The organism is Halostagnicola larsenii XH-48, assembly GCF_000517625.1.
GTDB classification, from domain to species: Archaea; Halobacteriota; Halobacteria; order Halobacteriales; family Natrialbaceae; genus Halostagnicola; species Halostagnicola larsenii.
Genome location: NZ_CP007055.1, coordinates 1,333,482 through 1,346,730, shown reverse-complemented (window position 1 = coordinate 1,346,730; position 13,249 = coordinate 1,333,482). Strand labels below are relative to the sequence as shown.

Annotated in this window: 25 protein-coding genes; 1 reads left to right on the top strand and 24 read right to left on the bottom strand. The window is 60.5% G+C overall.

What is annotated here, in order from left to right; genetic code table 11:
• Positions 1-26: 26 nt before the first annotated feature.
• The 20 genes from HALLA_RS06830 to HALLA_RS20535 form a co-directional block, all read right to left on the bottom strand.
• On the bottom strand, positions 27-227 hold the full coding sequence (locus HALLA_RS06830; protein WP_049952637.1) for a hypothetical protein: 201 nt from the start codon (positions 225-227) through the stop codon (positions 27-29).
• On the bottom strand, positions 224-424 hold the full coding sequence (locus tag HALLA_RS06825; protein ID WP_049952636.1) for a hypothetical protein: 201 nt from the start codon (positions 422-424) through the stop codon (positions 224-226). The genes HALLA_RS06830 and HALLA_RS06825 overlap by 4 nt, the downstream gene beginning before the upstream one ends.
• The gene (locus HALLA_RS06820; RefSeq protein WP_049952635.1) at positions 417-950 is read right to left on the bottom strand and encodes a hypothetical protein; all 534 of its coding nucleotides are present in this window, start codon (positions 948-950) and stop codon (positions 417-419) included. Before HALLA_RS06820 ends, HALLA_RS06825 begins: the two co-directional genes overlap by 8 nt.
• A complete protein-coding gene (locus HALLA_RS06815; RefSeq protein WP_049952634.1) occupies positions 940-1,248 on the bottom strand; it encodes a hypothetical protein in 309 nt (102 codons plus the stop codon). The genes HALLA_RS06820 and HALLA_RS06815 overlap by 11 nt, the downstream gene beginning before the upstream one ends.
• On the bottom strand, positions 1,241-1,474 hold the full coding sequence (locus HALLA_RS06810) for a hypothetical protein (RefSeq protein ID WP_049952633.1): 234 nt from the start codon (positions 1,472-1,474) through the stop codon (positions 1,241-1,243). Before HALLA_RS06810 ends, HALLA_RS06815 begins: the two co-directional genes overlap by 8 nt.
• Positions 1,475-1,744: 270 nt before the next feature.
• On the bottom strand, positions 1,745-3,343 hold the full coding sequence (locus HALLA_RS06805; RefSeq protein ID WP_049952632.1) for a hypothetical protein: 1,599 nt from the start codon (positions 3,341-3,343) through the stop codon (positions 1,745-1,747).
• Positions 3,340-3,891 (bottom strand): terminase small subunit, encoded by a 552-nt coding sequence (locus tag HALLA_RS06800; RefSeq protein ID WP_049952631.1) that lies wholly within the window; start codon positions 3,889-3,891, stop codon positions 3,340-3,342. The genes HALLA_RS06805 and HALLA_RS06800 overlap by 4 nt, the downstream gene beginning before the upstream one ends.
• A gap of 50 nt (positions 3,892-3,941) precedes the next feature.
• Entirely contained in the window at positions 3,942-4,133 is a 192-nt protein-coding gene (locus tag HALLA_RS20550) for a DUF7563 family protein (protein WP_157231337.1), read from the bottom strand.
• Positions 4,130-4,402: a hypothetical protein gene (locus HALLA_RS06795; RefSeq protein ID WP_242406197.1), complete on the bottom strand. Its 273-nt coding sequence runs from the start codon at positions 4,400-4,402 to the stop codon at positions 4,130-4,132. The genes HALLA_RS20550 and HALLA_RS06795 overlap by 4 nt, the downstream gene beginning before the upstream one ends.
• Before the next feature lie 255 nt (positions 4,403-4,657).
• Positions 4,658-4,882, bottom strand: a complete 225-nt coding sequence (locus HALLA_RS06790; RefSeq protein WP_049952630.1) for a PaaX domain-containing protein — start codon at positions 4,880-4,882, stop codon at positions 4,658-4,660.
• Positions 4,875-5,309: a DUF6884 domain-containing protein gene (locus tag HALLA_RS06785; protein ID WP_049952629.1), complete on the bottom strand. Its 435-nt coding sequence runs from the start codon at positions 5,307-5,309 to the stop codon at positions 4,875-4,877. The genes HALLA_RS06790 and HALLA_RS06785 overlap by 8 nt, the downstream gene beginning before the upstream one ends.
• A 335-nt stretch (positions 5,310-5,644) precedes the next feature.
• Complete coding sequence (locus HALLA_RS06780; RefSeq protein ID WP_049952628.1) at positions 5,645-6,028, bottom strand: hypothetical protein; 384 nt, start codon at positions 6,026-6,028, stop codon at positions 5,645-5,647.
• A 2-nt stretch (positions 6,029-6,030) separates the two neighbouring features.
• Positions 6,031-8,127 carry a minichromosome maintenance protein MCM gene (locus HALLA_RS06775; RefSeq protein ID WP_049954022.1) on the bottom strand — a complete coding sequence of 699 codons (2,097 nt, stop codon included), beginning with the start codon at positions 8,125-8,127 and terminating at the stop codon, positions 6,031-6,033.
• A gap of 188 nt (positions 8,128-8,315) precedes the next feature.
• Positions 8,316-8,792 (bottom strand): hypothetical protein, encoded by a 477-nt coding sequence (locus tag HALLA_RS06770; protein WP_049952627.1) that lies wholly within the window; start codon positions 8,790-8,792, stop codon positions 8,316-8,318.
• Positions 8,785-8,940 (bottom strand): hypothetical protein, encoded by a 156-nt coding sequence (locus tag HALLA_RS20545; RefSeq protein WP_157231336.1) that lies wholly within the window; start codon positions 8,938-8,940, stop codon positions 8,785-8,787. The genes HALLA_RS06770 and HALLA_RS20545 overlap by 8 nt, the downstream gene beginning before the upstream one ends.
• On the bottom strand, positions 8,933-9,082 hold the full coding sequence (locus HALLA_RS21010) for a hypothetical protein (protein ID WP_169732119.1): 150 nt from the start codon (positions 9,080-9,082) through the stop codon (positions 8,933-8,935). Before HALLA_RS21010 ends, HALLA_RS20545 begins: the two co-directional genes overlap by 8 nt.
• Positions 9,079-9,567: a hypothetical protein gene (locus tag HALLA_RS06765; protein ID WP_197540033.1), complete on the bottom strand. Its 489-nt coding sequence runs from the start codon at positions 9,565-9,567 to the stop codon at positions 9,079-9,081. Before HALLA_RS06765 ends, HALLA_RS21010 begins: the two co-directional genes overlap by 4 nt.
• A gap of 583 nt (positions 9,568-10,150) precedes the next feature.
• On the bottom strand, positions 10,151-10,324 hold the full coding sequence (locus HALLA_RS20540) for a hypothetical protein (RefSeq protein WP_157231343.1): 174 nt from the start codon (positions 10,322-10,324) through the stop codon (positions 10,151-10,153).
• Entirely contained in the window at positions 10,324-10,722 is a 399-nt protein-coding gene (locus HALLA_RS06760) for a primase-helicase zinc-binding domain-containing protein (RefSeq protein WP_169732122.1), read from the bottom strand. Before HALLA_RS06760 ends, HALLA_RS20540 begins: the two co-directional genes overlap by 1 nt.
• Positions 10,712-10,996, bottom strand: a complete 285-nt coding sequence (locus tag HALLA_RS20535) for a hypothetical protein (protein ID WP_157231342.1) — start codon at positions 10,994-10,996, stop codon at positions 10,712-10,714. Before HALLA_RS20535 ends, HALLA_RS06760 begins: the two co-directional genes overlap by 11 nt.
• A gap of 45 nt (positions 10,997-11,041) precedes the next feature.
• On the opposite strand from HALLA_RS20535, the gene HALLA_RS06755 reads away from it, so the two are divergent.
• Positions 11,042-11,260, top strand: coding sequence for a hypothetical protein (locus HALLA_RS06755; protein ID WP_049952680.1), 219 nt, complete (start codon positions 11,042-11,044; stop codon positions 11,258-11,260).
• Positions 11,261-11,302: 42 nt separating this feature from the next.
• Here HALLA_RS06755 and HALLA_RS06750 read toward each other — a convergent pair whose 3' ends face one another.
• From HALLA_RS06750 to HALLA_RS06735, 4 genes are read right to left on the bottom strand one after another with little or no spacing between them, the layout of a single operon-like run.
• Positions 11,303-11,623: a hypothetical protein gene (locus HALLA_RS06750; RefSeq protein WP_049952679.1), complete on the bottom strand. Its 321-nt coding sequence runs from the start codon at positions 11,621-11,623 to the stop codon at positions 11,303-11,305.
• Positions 11,620-12,093 (bottom strand): hypothetical protein, encoded by a 474-nt coding sequence (locus HALLA_RS06745; protein ID WP_049952678.1) that lies wholly within the window; start codon positions 12,091-12,093, stop codon positions 11,620-11,622. Before HALLA_RS06745 ends, HALLA_RS06750 begins: the two co-directional genes overlap by 4 nt.
• Positions 12,093-12,848: a hypothetical protein gene (locus HALLA_RS06740; protein WP_049952677.1), complete on the bottom strand. Its 756-nt coding sequence runs from the start codon at positions 12,846-12,848 to the stop codon at positions 12,093-12,095. The genes HALLA_RS06745 and HALLA_RS06740 overlap by 1 nt, the downstream gene beginning before the upstream one ends.
• Positions 12,845-13,168: a hypothetical protein gene (locus HALLA_RS06735; RefSeq protein ID WP_157231341.1), complete on the bottom strand. Its 324-nt coding sequence runs from the start codon at positions 13,166-13,168 to the stop codon at positions 12,845-12,847. Before HALLA_RS06735 ends, HALLA_RS06740 begins: the two co-directional genes overlap by 4 nt.
• Positions 13,169-13,249: the final 81 nt, after the last annotated feature.

The following is a 13,249-nucleotide window of genomic DNA, read 5'->3' as shown; positions in this document are numbered from 1 at the left end:
GGGTGACGCAAGTCAGTTAAAAGGGTTTAGGTGCCCGGTACCGGGTCCTTGTGTTCGGCGTGGCCGCAGTCCTGGCAGACGTCCGCCTCGACGCCTTTCGGGTTCGTGCCGTCGCGTGTGTGCTTGTCGTGAACCGTCTCGGTCATCATCACGCCGCCACACTCCCCGCAGCGCTTGACGTCGAGGCTGAACGGGAAGCGCCGCGCCCACTTGCTCCAGTCGATCATCCCTCCCCGTCCTCTGGGGATTCTTGGTCGGACGTCGCTGCGCTGAACTGGTAGATCTCCATCGGTTTGACGCCCAGTTTCTTCGCGAGCACCGTGATCGCAAGCCGGGACAGTGCAGCTGCATCGGTGGCCGCGAGGGCGACCGCAGCGCCGATGATCCCCGCGAGTTCGACGAACGAGAGAGCGATGTCAGTCATCGTCGTTCACCTCGAGAGGGTCCGGATCTGGTCGCATGACCTCGCCGCACTCGGCACACTCCTGATATGGGACGACGTCACCGTACGACCCGTTATCGCGGACGTTCGCCCGTTCCATGTCTTCGGGAAGCTCGGTCGAGGGCTCGCAGTCGACGCACACCATGCGGCTTCGGTCGTCCTCCTCGGCTGGGCTGTAGTAGACGTACCCGAGGAGTTCGTCCTTGTCGTCCTCGACCTCGCCCCAGAATCCGAGGTCCTCGAGCGCTTCCTGGACCATCGGATGTTGTGCCGCCTCGTGGTCCGAGATGATCCCGATCTCGACGCGAGTATCGTGATCGATCCCACCGAAGACGCCACCGCCGCTGGGGTGGCCCGTGATCTCGGTGAGCTCGTCGCCGTCGTCAGTCGTGACCTGGAGGTGGGCGACAGTGCCGTCGGCGAGGATGATCCGGATGCCGTCCGACAGCGGGATGACTGCCCGGCACCCCTCGGGATCATGCGGGTTGGTGTAGTCGTCACTCGGCATACATCGTCCCCCGGCCCGACCACTTTCGATCGTCAGCCACCTCTCCGGGATCCCCACAGTCGTCGCATACGGCGATCTTGTGATATTTCCCCGAATAGAGAACCATTGTATGGGTTGGCTCGTTCTTACACTTCTCGACGTCACCCACCATTCCAGTGTCGGACTTGAAGTTCTGACACGAATCAGACTTGACCGCTGAGTGGTAGCCGACCAGTTCTGGCTCCAGTTCGGGATCGATTGTCTTGATCGGTGTGCCCTCCCCGCTGTTCTCACCGTCGGCGGGTTCGCTTTCACTCATCGCTGCTCACCTCGAGCATCGCGAGGGCTTTCTCCACCCGATCCCTCCCCTGTTGGGCTGTGGGATCCATCCCGCCGGAGGCGTCGAAGTGCTCGAGCGCCTCCTGGAGGAGATCGCGAGCCTGACTCGTGTCGCCACTGTCGGTATCGATCGTCCCCAGAATTTCTTTGGCCGTTGCGTCGCCGACGCCCCGAATCTCCGTTAGCTGGTCGTGCAGGTCAGCCATACCTGCGGCGTGACGGATTCCCTACTTAAACCTTCACCAGTCAGTTAACTCAGGATCGGGTTTGTTGAACCGGAGCTCGTAGCAGAGCCAGGCGGCGTGGGAGATGAGGTGAGTAACTGCCAAGGTGGCAAAAGTCAACCATTCAAACTGGAATCCAAGATAAGCAGCTACACAGCACGATATAGTCATTGACATTGCCCCCAATGTAACGCTATTTGCCTTTTCGTGACTTACCATGGCAGACGCCGGACGGGGGGTGTTCTTAAACCTTTACCAGCCAACACCGACGTTCCAGGCCCCGTCGCCGGCGGCTTGCATCGCCATCTCGACGCCGTCGAGCATGTCGTCGTGAGCCGCATTCGGGAACTGCAGCCACTCCTCGGTCTCGAAGTCCTCCCACTTGAGGTCGGACGTCGGATCGGGCGAGCACTCCCCAGATGGATCGCCGACGATCTGGAGTTCTCCAGATTCGAACTTCGCAGCGAGGTCGTGGATCCGGCCCTCTTTGCTTCCGCTGGACTCGATCGGCTGGACGGGGAACGTGGAGTTATCGCGAAGGCGTTGGGCGACGCCTGGGCTTTTGTTTGCCTCGACGAGAATCTGGTCGAATTCGATGCCGTACGCTTTTGCGAACCCCTCGAGGAGGTCATGCGCCCAGTCGGCGTTTGCCTTCACGGACATGCCACGGGCGCGATCGAGGAGCGGGAGGTAAGCCTCGTCTCCGGAGGGATGCGCGCCGACGATCGCCAGCGCCGAGTAGTCAGTGTCGTTCTCGGCGGCTTTCTGCAGGTCGTCGACGACGCCGATATCCATCCCGCCGAACCAGCGATACCGATCCGGCGTTCGCGGGAGCTCGTCGTTATAGATCAGCCAGTCCGACTTGAACACCTCGCCCGAGAGCGCGCCAGGATCCTGCTGATTTTCGCGCCTCCAGATGGCGACCGACTCATCTCCGTCCACGAGATCGTACAAGACTGCCTCTGGAGGTCGCTGCTCCGGCCAGATGACTCGGATCTCCTCGTCGGGGATGACGCCGTTCGGTGCGATGGAGATGCCCGCCGGCAGATCGGCGACGTCGTCGTAGACCTTCCCATCCTCGCCGCGGACCTTCCAGTCGCGGTTCTCGACGACGTCCCAGTCGGCATCGTGGATCGCCTTGTGGATCATGACGTCCCAGCGCGCGGAGTCGAGGATCTCCGTCGCGTAGACATCCGCAGGATGTTTTCTGGTCCCGATAACCGCCTGGACTGGTCCCTGCTCGAGGCCGCTGTCGTTGTCCGGGAGGTTCTTCTCGTAGTCCTGGAAGTGATTGCGAACGTTGCGGCGCTGGGTATCGGTGCGCTGGTTGTCCCAGTCCGCGATATCGTCGTAGACGATGACGTCGAAGTGCTTGCCGGTCAGCTGGGACTCGAGCCCGTACGGCGCGATCGAGGGCTCCTTGTGGTTGTTCGACGCCGTGGTCAGTTGCGTCCGGGCGCTATCGGCGATCTCGACGCCAGCGGCTGGTGCCCAGTGTTCGATGCGTTCGACTGCCTTCTCGGTTCGCTCGGCTGCGAGGTCGGCCGTCTTCGAGACGATCGCGACGCGAAGGGACGGCAGGTTGAGAATCAGCCATGTCGGAAACACGACACCGACGCCGTCGGACTTTCCCGACCCTCGAGGGAGCAAGGCAGCAAGTCGAGTCGGCGCGTAGGGAAACTCCGGTCGGACGGCTTTGTAGAGGGCGTTGTAGACGCGCTTGAGGTGTTCGCCCGGCGGGAGGCTGTAGTCGAAGCACTTGATCGACGTCGTCGTCGGGTGCTCGAGCGGATAGTTCTCGATCGCCTCGAGGATCTCGTCGTCCAGGTCGGCCGCCAGCTGCGTGCTCATGTCTCTGGGTTGCCCTCGAAGGCCCCCGCGAGTTTCTGGCGTTCCTCATCAGAGAAGCTGAGTTCGCGCTCTTCGGTGAGGTCGACCTCCTGTTTCTCCGTCTTGACGTACAGATACGACCGCTCGAGGAGGAACCGCGCCATCCCGGTGTCGACGTCCTCGTCGTAGAGGCCGGACGTGATGAGTCGCCGCTCGCCAACAGCTCGCGCGCGTTTGAGCGACTCGGAAAATTTGGCGTCCTTGTTTTCCCAGTCGTGAAGCGTGGACTCGTCGATGCCGACAGTCCGAGCGATTCCTTTCTTCGACATGCCGACTTTGGCCGCGTCCATGATGTCGTCCCAGTGGTCCTCGAGCTTCGAAGGCCGGCCACGGGTGCCGTCGTCGTCCCCCTCGAGGATCGACTCGGCGGAGGACTCCCCGATCATGTGGACGTCGGCCAGCTCGTCGACGGTCGAAGAGAGGACGTCGTCGGCGGTCTCGAAGCCAGCCGCCTCGAGTTGCTCCGCTATCGCCGGGCCGACGCCGTCGATAGATGTGAGTTCGGTCATGAGAAGCGCGTGACGCACCCCGCTTAAGAGCGTTGTGTGCGGTCTGGAGGTTAGTATCGCTGCGTTCGGGATTTGCAGTTCCAGCAGTGTTGCAGGCGCTGGTTGTCCGGGTCGTCACTGAAGACGCGGACGTAGTCTCGAGAGACGACAGTGCCGCAGTTCTGGCACTGTGGCGGGCCATCTGCGTTGGGCTCCTCGAGGTTGTCTGGCCGATACGTCTGATCGAACGTGGATGTGCTCATTGGTTCTCTCCGTCTGAGTTTGAGTCGGTGTTCTCGCTCGTGTCTCGGGGCTGACCGCCGTCGGTTGCGATGAGGCTATCCAGTGCTCGTTTCACCTCGTAATCCCACATCTTGCCGAGGATGGTGAACGCGATCGCCGTCGTCGAGATGACGATCTCGTAGCGCGGGGGATCGCCGATGCCAAGGACTGGCAGGACGACGATGGTCCCCCAGACGACAAAGAAGATGAGCGTCCCCACGGTCTTCTCGAGGGTTTCGTTGTCTGGCATCAGCGCCCTCCCGAGGCAGATCGCCTCACATCGCAGTCGTTCCAGTGGCCTATCCCAGTTTTCCAGCGCCGTCGGGTCCATCGAGTCATCTATAACGCTCATAATTCTGTTGTCGCTCGGGTGTCGGTGAGAGAGGGGTGCTCAGTGGCCGATGCAAGTCCGATCATGGTGGTGGCCGCCAGGGGCGGTTATTCTCACGCAAAGAGACCTATCACTATCAGTGTATGAGGCCACTGAAGATACTTCAGGTAAAAGTTAGGTCCGGACATACAAACGTTTCCGTGCATCGGATACGTCTGTTCGAACTTCTATCACGTCAACATCTTCGAGTGCCGATGTGCAGTTGTAAATACTGCGTTTCGACAGCGCTGTTTCCGTTTGGATTTCGTCGATCGTCATCGGCCCGTCCCCGAGGGCGCGGTACACGAGTCTCGCCCCAGGAGAGAGGTCGGCGACTTCCTGGGGGAACTGGTCAGGCATCGTCGGGATCACCCCGATCGGCGAGGTCGCGAAGCGCACCGCGCTGGTCGAACAGTTGCACGCCCTCGAGCGGATCCCACACTTCGACGTCGTCTGGCAGCGCAGCCTGGAGCGGGTCGGCGTAGTCGCGCCCCATCAAGATCAGCAGCTGGTCTGTCTCGGGAAGGTCGTCGACGACGTTGGCGGCGAGGTCGCGACGATCGTCGGGCTCGAGGTCAGTGATCTTCGTGTTGTACCAGGTGAGGAGATCGTCCGGTTCGACGAATCCGTGTTCGGCCGAGAAGATTCCCCACTCGTCGCAGTGGGCCTCGACGGCGCGGACACGCCCATCGAAGAGCCAGCTGTCGTAGAGGTCTCGAGCCGGGAACTCACGGTCCGGTTCGTCTTCCCCGTGTTTTGACTTACTGCAGCCGATGAGTCCGAACATCTCAGGGACCTCCGTCGGAGTCAATCCTCAAATTTAGTGAAAAATATGTTCGCTTTTGGGCCGGTTGGAACAGCAGGGGGACTCCCCCAAGATACTTAACCAGATATGTTGTTTTATTTGATATGTGTATAGATCTCCAAGGGGCAAGTTGGGCTGAACAGGCGAATTGTCTGATCGGAGTTTCCCAACCGTCTATCCTTGATGTAATGTTCGGTTTTGCAATTGCCGTGATTATTTTAGTTGCTCTCTGCAAAGTCCTCGTTTGGATTAGAGGCCTCAACAGCGGTCTACCACCCAGTAACCGGTAAGTATCGCTCGAGGCGTTGCCGCTGTTCTCACTCATTGGAATCAGCCTCTCGTAGCTTCTGGATGCGGTCGTTCGCCAGCCCGATCACGTCCTTTCGCGGGTCGTCGGTCCTCGAGAGATGTTGTGCGATCTTCTCGCGGAGTATCTCGCGATCGTTGATTCCAATCCGTTGCCGGCCGGTGGGGTCGGTGACCACGAATAGGTCACCGTTCGAACGAGCCGCTACGATCGCTCGACTGATCTTATCGAGTCCGTAGCGCCCGCGAGAGAGAATGCCGAGTACCGAGGGCTTGCTCGCGAGCGGTGGCTGGATGTGCCCGCTCTGGTAGTCGACGACTCGAATGACCTCTTCGTAGATGGCCTTTGACTCTTTGCGGCGTTCTGCTCTGGCCTGGTGCGTTTCAGCAGCCATCGTTACCGACCCCCGATGAACCGAACGTAGCCAGTCTGGGGCTCGATCGCCGTGCCGTGCTTGTTCATCATCTTCGTGATGTCGGACTCGACACGGTGGGGATCGTAGTCGTGGCTGTCTTCGAGTGAGGAAGTCACGGAATCGATCGCGACCATACTGTCTTCAGCTTCATCCTGGGCATCACAGATGAAGTCCCGAATCACCCGCATTCGATCCTTCTGACTCTTAGACGATCCCGACTCTACGACGTCGGCGTCGAACTCCCCGTCCTCGTTCTTGCCGATATCCTCCATCGACGAACCCACGATCTCGGTGCAGATGCGTGCGTGACGTTCCGTGATGACCTCCGAGAGCTCGAACTTCGCGATGGCCTCGGCGACGCGGACGACGTCCTCGAGCTTCCGGAAGGTAACCGGAACCGGGGAGTTGTCCTTCACGTCGTAGAGGCGACGCAGTTCGAGGAAGCTACTCCGGAGCGTCTCCTTAACGCTATCCGATGCGAACGGTGGCGCTGGTTGTTGTTTCGCGACGGCGATCCACTTCCGGAAGATCTCAGGGTCGACTGGCGGCTCGATCTCGTCGTTGACCTCGAGGCCTTGCTCATCTCGCTTTGCGGCGTCGCGAGAGTCCAGAACGTGGTCGGCGATCTCCCGATCGTCGTCCTGGTCGGGAACGTCCTGGACGGTGAAGATGAGGTCGAACCGTGAGAGGAGGTCCGACCGGAAGTCGAACTGATCCGGGATGGGTTCGTAGGGATCGAAGCGGCCGTCCCGGGGGTTGCCGGCGGCGATCACTGCGGCCTCGGTCTGGAAGGTAGCCGTTTCCCCCGCCAGTGAGGCGTTGATCTTCTGGTTGCTCATCGGCTCGAGCATCGACGCCCGGACGTCGGGCTTCATGTCGTCGAGCTCGTCGACGCAAACCGTGCCGCCGTTGGCCTTGACGAACGCGCCGGCCTTGAGCGTCCAGTCACCATCGCCGAAATCGTCCTGTTCAGCTGCGACCGTGAGGCCCGGGCCAGTTGCCCGGCGGCTCGTGACACCGACGGTACGCCAGCCGAGGTCCTGGGCGCGGGCGATCAGCTTCGACTTCGCTGTTCCCGGGTCGCCGATCAGGAGGACGTGGATGTTGGACCGATCCGAGTCACCGTCAGCGTACTCGACTCGATCGCCCGAGACCATCGCGAGGATCAGCGCCATCTTTTCGGTGTCGTAGCCGAACACCTTCGTCGAGAGACTTTCTGCAGCGACCTCGAGCGGCGGGCCTTCTGCGCCATTGGCGAGGTCCTCGATCCGGGAGCGCTCTTCGGCGGAGACGTCGAGATCCTGTTGGTCAGTCTCCTCTATCGAGATGTGTTCGCCCTCGAGGTAGGGATCGAACTTGGCTTTCTTCTTGTTCCCCGAGGTCTCCTGGTTGAAGTGGATCGTCCCGGAGACGACGACGCGATCGCCGATCGTCGCCTCGCCACAGATGTCGTCCTCGACGAACGCATCGATTTTCTGGCCGGCGCCGTCGGCGAGCTCCGGCGGGACCTTGATGCGGAGTTTTTGTGCGTCGACGAACTCCGACTGGTCGAAGTTGACCCGGAACGGCCCCTGTCGTTCACAGCCCTGGCACTCGTGCGGTTCCTGGAAGTCCGAGTCTGATTGGGGGATTCGGTTGAGCGTTCCGCAGAGTTTGCACTCGAACGCCGCCTCTTCGACTTTCGGATAGACGTCGGTCGCTTTCGTCACCTCCCCACGGATGCCTCGGTAGGATCCGAGGTGTTTCGAGGGCGAGAACTCGCCTGGATAGTACGTGTACTCCGGCGGGAGGTTATGGACGCGTACGTGGGCCTGCCCGAGTGAGATGTCGATCGGGAGGTCGTACACGCGAAGCGCCTCCTCGAGGTAGCGTTGCAGTTGCTCCGGTTGCGAGAGGACGTCATCGGCGATCGTCGGATCGAACGTGTAGACGTCATCGTAGTCGACCTCGAGGGATCGGCTCTCTTTTGGATAGTGCTGTGCGAGTTCCTTGATCTCCTCGCTGTAGTACCGTCGGAGGAAGTCTCCAAGGCGATCGGCGAGAGGTTTCGATTTGTCGTCGGATTGAGTTTGTGGCATTTTCGTGACGGCGCGTTTTCGTCCGCGAAGAAAACCGAATTGGACGGATCCCGACGCCACAGACGGCGTCGGACGGCGTCGGATTCGGTAGACCCCACGGTAGTCGACAGTTGTTTACACACTACACTACAACTACAGTTACACTGAGTGAAACGGAGGTGGGATACCTCGTTGGAAGGAAGTCATTCTTAGACCAACCCCTCCGAATCCGTTTTCTTCGCGGACGAAAACGAAGCTCCAGTTCGAGCCTCCGCTGCGTCGACGGTCAGTTGCTTGCCTTTCCCGGCGGGATCGACGTACTCGAATCCTGGGGCGCTCGCAGCGAGTCGCATCAGCTTGTAGCAGTAGTCCGCGCTGGGCTCGCCGTCGAATACGCTCCACATGATGTCATTGTAATCGAGGGAGGCCCGGCCGTGGCCGTCGACGGCTCGTTGGAAGGCGTGCTCGCGAACGCGACCGACGCGACCATCGCGACCGAGATCGTCGTACGATTGGTCTTCGTCGATCTCCTGGTATCGAAGCTCCAGTGCAGTGAGTCGATCCTGCAGCTCGAGTTTATCCTGGGTGAGGTCCTCGACGTCGTCCTCGAGGTCGGTGCATCGGTGCATCGCTCGCTGTGCGACCTGGAGGGCTTCCTCCGCAGTGACCTCTGGACCGTCACTCATCGAGATCACGCTCCAGGTCCTCGAGGCGTTGATCGATGGAACCGAACTCGCGACCGATAGTGGCGAGCCCGTCGTCGATCTCGAGACAGCGGCCGAGTGCTCGCTGCGAGATCGCCATCGCGTCCGATGCGGTGTCCGTTTCAGACATGGCGGATCACCACGTGGCCGCCGGTGCAGTTGTCACAGACCGTCCGCTTCCCGTGCTTGGGGTGGCGAATGACGACGTCGGCGGTCTCGTGACAGCCGAGCGCTCCGCAGATCGGGTTCGAGTGATCGGTCTGGGCGCTCATCGCCGACCACCTCGTTCGATCTCCTCGGGATCGAAGATCCGACTCCACGCGATTTGGGCGTAGTCGGGCCGATCGCCGGCTTCGATCCAGGACGACACCAGCTCGTCGACCTCCGCCGCCGGGACCATCTTCATCGCGATGATTGACCGGCTGGGATTGGGCTCACAGACGGCGAAGAGGTAGACCGCATCCTGCCCAAGTAGGTACTCGTGCTGTCCCTCCCGGAGGTAGTAGCGCCCGCGGGTCTGGCTCTCGCCGTAGACGACCATCGCCGACTTGATCTCGAGATCGGTGCCGCTCTCGATGATCGATAGCGAGTCTGCTATCTGGAGCAGGTCGTCGGCCTCGATCGCCGCCAGCGCTCGGGCGTCTATATGGACGTCGACGTCGTCACCGACGTGCTCGATCTCCGGGATCGCCTGGATGACTTCGGAGGCTGCGTTCTCCCCACCGCGTTTGGAACATATCGACTCTTGGATACTCACGCCCCGACACCTCCAGAGACCGAGACGTTTTGTGCACGGTGCACGCCTTTCGGTGCACTTTCCGAAATGCCGAATTTAGCGGTATTACAGTACTGAAGGTCCGATATCAGGGATTTTATCTCGAAGTCTGTCCCGTTTTGCAGTACCCCGGAAATCGGACGCCGTCCTGTGGTTTTGCTGTGCACCGTGCACAAATTAGGCGTTTCTGGCGATTTATCCGTGCACCGTGCACGGGCACGTTTTTGGGTACTGTTGGGAAATCCTATCGAGATTATGATAGTGGTATTCGCGACTGCCGCTATAGAATCGTTATGTTTAGAACTGGATAGTAATTGTGCACCATGCACGGAAAGAGGTGCACTTCCGAAAGTTCCGATAAACGGCCGCTGAGATCCTAAAACTCGAAGATTGGTAATCTTATCTCGAAGCCTATCCCGTTCTTCGGAGTGTCGGAAATCGTATGCTGTCTTGCGGTTTCCTTGTGCACCGTGCACTATATCGGTGTTTTCGCCGATTTTCTGGTGCACCGTGCACAGGGGTGATTTCGGGGGGTTCTGTCCCGTTTGTCTCTGAGTTATGACAGTCATGCTGGCACCTCTTGTTTCTCCGCTTCGTCGGTGTATTCAACCATCTCTGCAGCGTTATTGAGGTCGGCTGTGAGGCCGAGTGCCAGTTCGACGGTCTCCTCGAGGGAGTCCGTGTCGAGCTTCTCGTGAGCGGCCAGTAGCGTTGTGTCGTCGACGTCGATGAATGTCATCAGTTATCTCCTCCGTTGGGTTGGTCGGCGTGCTGTGCGTCCTGTGCGTCCGGCCCTACATACCACTGCGAATCGGGATCGTTCCGCCACCAGTTGATGTCGTCTCCTGGGCCTGATCCTGGCTCTCCGCACCGCTTACATATCCAGTAACCGGCCTCTGGCTCTTCCCTCACTTTGTCAGAGCGTCCGCAGTGTGGGCAAGGCGATAGTCCCGCATCTGCATTTACTGAACACTCAACACCGTCGATCCTCTCGGACATTTGTACGAGTTCCTCGCGTTGAACGCTCTCGAAGAACTCCTCGGGCCAGATCTTGTACCCCATCGTTATGAGGAATTTCCCGACCAGTAGGCGCGCTTTCGTCCTTCGGGGTAGGATCTTTCCTTCCTCACTCAGCATCTCCATCACCTGCCTGTAGGTCCTTTTTCAGCAATTCGAACGCCCTTCTCTTTTCCTCGCCTTGGAGGTGTCCGAGGGTGAGGTATCGGGCGGTGAAACTGCAACAGGCGTCACAGATCCGAAGGACGTTGGCCCCTCTAACCGGGATCCGCTCGCCCTTCGTATCTGCAATCAGCGATCCGCAACCAGCACATCGACCCAACCCGTGGTCGGACGACCCTCGGTTTGCGAGTGGATTCTCTTGCTCAGTCTCTGGGTTTTGATCGGTACTCACACAAGATCACTCCTGTTTATGTTGCACCGTGCACTGTCACCGGGTATGACCGAGAAATTCGGCGTCTCGATGCGCGATGAGCTTGCTGAGAGGATTGAGGAAACACTCGAGTATGGCGACAGCCGGTCCGATCGGATCTGCGAACTCACCGAGCTCGGCTTGCTCCTCGAGGAGGTCGCCGACTCGCACAGCGTCGAACTCCCCGAAGATGAGCGAGATCGGAAAGCGTTTCTCAAGCAGATTTTCATCGACGCGGAATTGTGAGTGCTCGCACGCCGACGCGTAAACCACTGATCGCTATACGAACTATTCATCGTGGCTCACCTGTGATCGGACGTACTGCTGTTCTTGCTCCGCCCGATGCCACAGCGGGATGCAGGTCACGAGCGCTCCCTGACGGGCGAGGAGTATGACCTCCATCTCGTAGAGTCTCGCCACGCACGCGTTCGACGCGCTCGGATAGTGGACTGGCTTAGCGTCCTTCCAGGCGTCGCGAAGATCGACGTCGGTTCCGACCCGAGCGGGCCAGGTGTCGGTCGTGATGTGGTCGCTGACCTCGCCGATCGACATCTCCGCAGCTCGGCGGCGTTCACTGGCCGGGTCAGGAGACAGGGACACCGCGCTCATATGGCGGTCACCCCGCCGGCGACGATCGTCGCCACCAGGCCGATCACTAGGACGAGCAGGCCGATCGTCCGCGGATCCGCGGTGGCGCGTGCATCGCCAGCGACCGACCAGCACGGGTGGGTCTTGTCTGGGAGTCGTTCGACGCGGCCGTCGTCCTCGAGGTGCGATAGTATCTGCCCGATCTGCCGAGGGTCCGCGCCGACGTCCGCCGCGATCTCTCGCGTTTGGATCCAGTTCCGGACTGGGTCATCGGCGATCTCGAGCAGCGACTCGAGCACCGTTTTAGGGCCGATCTCTTTCTTCTCGCGGATGATCTCCCGTTCGACTGGGAAGCCGTCGACTTCTTTTGCGTCGACCGGCGCGCCCGCGTAGACGACGTGACACGAGTTACAGCGGTGCGCGTTTTCGGCGGTGTGGCGCTCGATGTTGGAGTGGCCTTTGGGGCACCGGTATCGCCATGGGTCCGCCATCACCGACCACCTCGGCGAATATCCTGGACGTCACCGTAGAGTCCCAGCGAGACTGTGATAGTACGCGCGCGTCCCCGGCTCACGCCGAGATCGGCGGCAACGTCACCAAGCCCGTCGTGCTGGTTGACCGCAGCCTGGACGTCGGCCTCGGTTACCCCGTCGGGGAGCGCGATGTCTGGCTCGTCTGTCTCTCCGTCGACGGCGTCGACGGTGATCTCGTCAGTGGTTTCCTGGACATCGTCGCCGGTGCCCGCCGGCGCGTCGTCCGCGGCATCCTCCTCGAGGTCGACTGGTGCCTCTGACTCTGGTTCTGACTCGGTGTCGTCCTCGGTGGAGCTGCCGTTTTCACTATCGGTTTCGTGGACCCCGTGATCTTTCATCCGTCGGTACACCGCAGCATATCCGACTTCGAATCGCTCGGAGGCCTGACTGATATTGCCGTCTGCCTCGTCGTAGGCGAGCTCGAGGTCCTCGGTCTTGGTGTGGTCCAGGAGGTCTACCGTCTCCTCGGCTTCGTCGGTGTCTTCCGGCTCGCCGTCGACGGCGATCTCTTCCTGGTCGGTGTCGGGTTGGTTGTCCAGTTCGTCGCCGGCGACTGTATCGAGATCGCCGTCGCGAACAGTGACGGTGAGCTGACCGCGGAGTTTGTTCTCGTCGACCTCGAGAAGTTGAGCGCTGTCGACTTCGAGCGGAGCGTCCTGGAGGGTGTCGACGACGTCGGCGAGGCGGCGAAGTCCAGCTGCGGGTTCACTCATCGGAACCACGCTCCTGACATCGGATCGGCCTCCGCACATTCGACGTGTGCCTCTCCAGTCGGGACCATGGTCGTCTCCCCCTCGAGAGGTTCGGCACAGACCTCGCAGCACTCGTAAGCGGTGAACTCTGGATCATCGAACAGTTCCTCAGCGCACCGCTCACAGCAGTGGACGATCTTCGACCCACCGTCGTCACGTGCAACTTCGACCATTCCCTCGGGTTCGTTGATGAAGTCGCCTCGGTAGTCGAGTAGCTGGCACAACTGACACTGTGGAGGGAGGTTCTCGCGCTCCATACCTTTCGAGGAGTTCCCGGTCATGCTGACCTCCTCGCTGCCGCGGCTGCGTCGTTACAGTTGATACAGACGCCCTCCACCTCGCCGGTCTCGATGTTCTCCCAC